Source organism: Streptomyces sp. NPDC102402, from assembly GCF_044765765.1.
Taxonomy (GTDB): domain Bacteria; phylum Actinomycetota; class Actinomycetes; order Streptomycetales; family Streptomycetaceae; genus Streptomyces.
Genome location: NZ_JBIWKR010000042.1, coordinates 1 through 3405 on the forward strand (window position 1 = coordinate 1; position 3405 = coordinate 3405).

Sequence of the window (3405 nt, forward strand, 5' to 3'; positions counted from 1 at the left end):
CCGGCGGTTCCAACTTTACCAGACTCTTTTCCGTTCCGTTTCCGGTCCGAATTTGATTCCGGCGGCCTGTGGAGTGGCCTTTGCCTTTCGGCTGACTCGACTTTATCAGAAGCAATTCGGCCGAAGCGAATCCGGCTTGACTGCTTGAAAGAGAAGAATCGATCGGCTCTGCGGGGATCACGTCCCCTGCACGAGCGAGATGAACCTTAGTCGGTTCCAGTCGAGCCTGTCCAGCTCGGTTGCAACCGTTAAAATATACCTCCCCACGCGAACCGTGTCAACGGTTTTTTGTGGGCGAAGAGGAGACTAGCAGGTCAGCAGCCCACAGCGCACATCGCTCCTCATGCTGCGGAAGGAAGTTCCGCGCTCCGCTCCGCCATATCCAGGTCACCCGTGTCCCCCGCTCGCGCGGCGCGACCTCCCAGGACGTAGACGTAGAGGAGAAAGGCCAGCTCAGCCACGACGCCGATGGTGATCCGGGCCCAGGTGGGAAGGCCTGACGGGGTGACGAAGCCTTCGATCACGCCGGATACGAAGAGAACCAGCGCCAGTCCGATCGCCATGCCGATCGCGGCCCGGCCCTGCTGTGCGAGGGCCGAACGCCGGCTACGCGGCCCCGGGTCGATGACCGTCCAGCCGAGACGAAGGCCGGTGCCGGCCGCGACGAAGACCGCGGTGAGCTCCAGCAGCCCGTGCGGCAGGACCAGGCCGAGGAAGGTGTCCAGACGGCCGGCGGAGGACATCAGGCCGATTCCGACGGCGAGGTTGAGGACATTGACGAAGAGGATCCAGATCACCGGTATGCAGAGGAAGGCGCCCAGCACCAGGCATATGGCCGCCGCTTGAGCGTTGTTCGTCCAGACCTGGGCGGCGAACGAGGCGGCCGGGTGGCTGGAGTAGTACGTCTCGTACTCGCCACCGGGGCGGGTCAGTGCGCGTAGGTCCTCCGGAGCGGCGATCGATGCCTGGACCTCCGGGTGCGTGCCGATCCACCAGCCGATGACTGCGGCCAGAAGTACGGAAAGCACCGCCGTGGGAATCCACCAATGCCTCGACCGGTAGACGGCCCCGGGGAAGCCGGCGGTCAGAAAGCGAGCGGCGTCGCGCCACGACGCGCGGCGGGTCCCGGTCACGGTGGAGCGCGCGCGGGCCACGAGCTGTGTGAGCCGTGCGGTCAGCAGGGGGTCCGGGGCACTGGACTGGATCATGGACAGGTGGGTGGCGGTGCGCTGGTACAGGAGGACGAGTTCATCCGCTTCCTCGCCTGTCAGGCTGCGCCCTCGGTGCAGGAGATGGTCCAGGCGGTCCCACTCGATCCGGTGGGTGGTCACGAAGACGTCGAGATCCATGGTCGGCTGCTGCTCCAGGCATGGTGCGTACGGGTCCGTACTACGGCGGTGCGCTGCGGGTCAGCTTGGCAGACTGTGGTCCCGAGGGGCAGGGAAGGGCGGCGAGGAGTGGGTGGCGATGAACGAGCTCGTGACCGGGGACGCGGTCGTACTGGGGTTGCGGCCGGCGAGGCTGCCGAGCCGGGCGTTGGCGATAGCCATCGATCTCGCGGTTCTTATGACCGTGTTCGTGCTGCTCTCAGCCGGTCTGGCCGTGGCGACGGTGACGCTCGACGAAGCGGCCACCGCCGCGATCTCCGTCGCCATGTTCCTGCTGGTGCTGGTGGGCGGGCCGGTGGCGGTCGAGACGCTCAGCCACGGCCGTTCGCTGGGGAAGCTCGCCTGCGGGCTTCGCGTCGTGCGGGACGACGGTGGGCCGATCCGGTTCCGGCACGCACTCGTGCGCGGGGCGATGGGCATGGTCGAGATTCTGGGCACCTTCGGGGTGGTGGGCTGCATCGCCTCCCTGGTCTCGGCCCGCGGCCGCCGGCTCGGTGACGTGTTCGCCGGGACGCTGGTCGTACGGGAGCGGGTGCCGGCCGGCCGGGCGCTTGCCGTGCCGCCGCCACCGCCCTGGCTCGCCGGACGATTCGCGCAGCTGGACCTCTCGGGCGTCCCGGACGGCCTCTGGCTGGCGATACGGCAGTTCCTGACGCGGATGAACCAGCTCGACGCCGGGGTGCGCGGGTCCCTGGCCGAGCGACTCGCCTCGGATCTTGCCGCGTGCACGGGAGTTCCCGCGCCGCGAGGGGTGCCGGCCGCTGCCTATCTGGCGGCGGTGGTGAACGAGCGGCAGGCACGCGACGTGCGCCGGGTGACCTCGTCGGCGGACAGGAGCGGTCGGGCACCGATGCCTTCGGCCGCAGCCACACCCGTCACCGCACCCGCGTCCGCACCTGCACCCGTCACCGCACCCGTCGCCGCACCCGCGGACAGGGGACTGTCCGGGTTGCCGGCGGCCGGAGTCCGGCCGGGAGACGGAGGCGCTCCCGCGGCGGCCTCCCCGAACAGGGGCGGTGCGGAAGGGCCCGGCCCGGCAGCGACGGGATTCGCGCCGCCTGCCTGATCCGCTCCCCGCCCCACCGCCTGCTCCTGCCCGTCGGAAGGTCCGCGCGTACCCGTCCGGACGTCCGCGCTGCGCCTGGGCCCGATCAGCCCCCGTCCGTCTGGCGGGACATCGCCGAGGGTGGGGATTCAAGGTGCTCGAGCTCGATTCCCGGCGCGGCCAGCACCACGTCACCCGCGATGTGGACGGCGTGCTGATCACCGGTGTCCAACGCGTTGACCTGGTACTCGTCCACGATCAGCGGCCCGTTGTCAGTGGCGTGCGCTTCACTGTTCAGCAGGGACCAGGACTGGTCCACGGTGCGAGGGGCGAGAACCGGGTCCGTGAAGGTGACCAGACGGACGCGGGCCGAGGGGGAATCGGGGGTGAGGCGCAGGAGCCGGGCCGTGGCGACGAGGAACGCGGGGGACGTACCGGAGAAGGCGTGGGCGCGGACGTTGCCTTCGGTGGCGTGGGCGCCGGTGGGGTCGGTCCGTACCCAGGTGACCCCGTCGAGGGCGGCGCCGCGGATCTGCCAGCTCGAGGCGTGCAGCGCGAGGCGGATGGGACGGCCGAGCTCGTCCAGGGCCAGATCGACGGATCCCAGGTGGGCGCCCGAGGGAGCCGTGGTCTGGGAGACATAGCGCCAGCCGGAGGGGCCGGGTGCGCAGTGGAAGTGTTCTTCGCCGAGGGGGGTGTGGTCGTGGAGATCGTGGAGCGAATAACGGCCGCGGGGCATGGGGTCCTTCGGGTTCCTCGGGCTGTGCGGGTGCGGTACGGGGCAGGCCCCCGGCACGGGGGTGCGGGGGCCTGCGCTCGGACCTGCTGCTGAGAGCCTTGCCGGCCGACGGCCGGCAGCGGGCTCAGTAGCGGTAGAGGTCGGACTTGTACGGGCCTTCGACCGGGACGCCGATGTAGTCGGCCTGCTCCTGGCGCAGGGTCGTCAGCTTGACGCCGAGCGCGTCGAGGTGG

Annotated in this window: 4 protein-coding genes; 1 reads left to right on the forward strand and 3 read right to left on the reverse strand. The window is 70.0% G+C overall.

Going from position 1 to position 3405, the window contains the following annotated elements:
* Positions 1-341 precede the first annotated feature (341 nt).
* Positions 342-1349 carry a stage II sporulation protein M gene (locus tag ACIRJR_RS37045; RefSeq protein WP_403789177.1) on the reverse strand — a complete coding sequence of 336 codons (1008 nt, stop codon included), beginning with the start codon at positions 1347-1349 and terminating at the stop codon, positions 342-344.
* A gap of 118 nt (positions 1350-1467) precedes the next feature.
* On the opposite strand from ACIRJR_RS37045, the gene ACIRJR_RS37050 reads away from it, so the two are divergent.
* The gene (locus ACIRJR_RS37050) at positions 1468-2454 is read left to right on the forward strand and encodes an RDD family protein (RefSeq protein ID WP_403789179.1); all 987 of its coding nucleotides are present in this window, start codon (positions 1468-1470) and stop codon (positions 2452-2454) included.
* 85 nt (positions 2455-2539) lie between these two features.
* On the opposite strand, the gene ACIRJR_RS37055 is transcribed toward ACIRJR_RS37050, so the two are convergent.
* Together ACIRJR_RS37055 and ACIRJR_RS37060 are read right to left on the reverse strand one after the other, a co-directional pair.
* Entirely contained in the window at positions 2540-3172 is a 633-nt protein-coding gene (locus ACIRJR_RS37055; protein ID WP_403789181.1) for a hypothetical protein, read from the reverse strand.
* Positions 3173-3296: 124 nt separating this feature from the next.
* Positions 3297-3405: adenosylhomocysteinase (locus ACIRJR_RS37060; RefSeq protein ID WP_403789183.1), on the reverse strand; the 109-nt coding region annotated here is incomplete at its 5' end.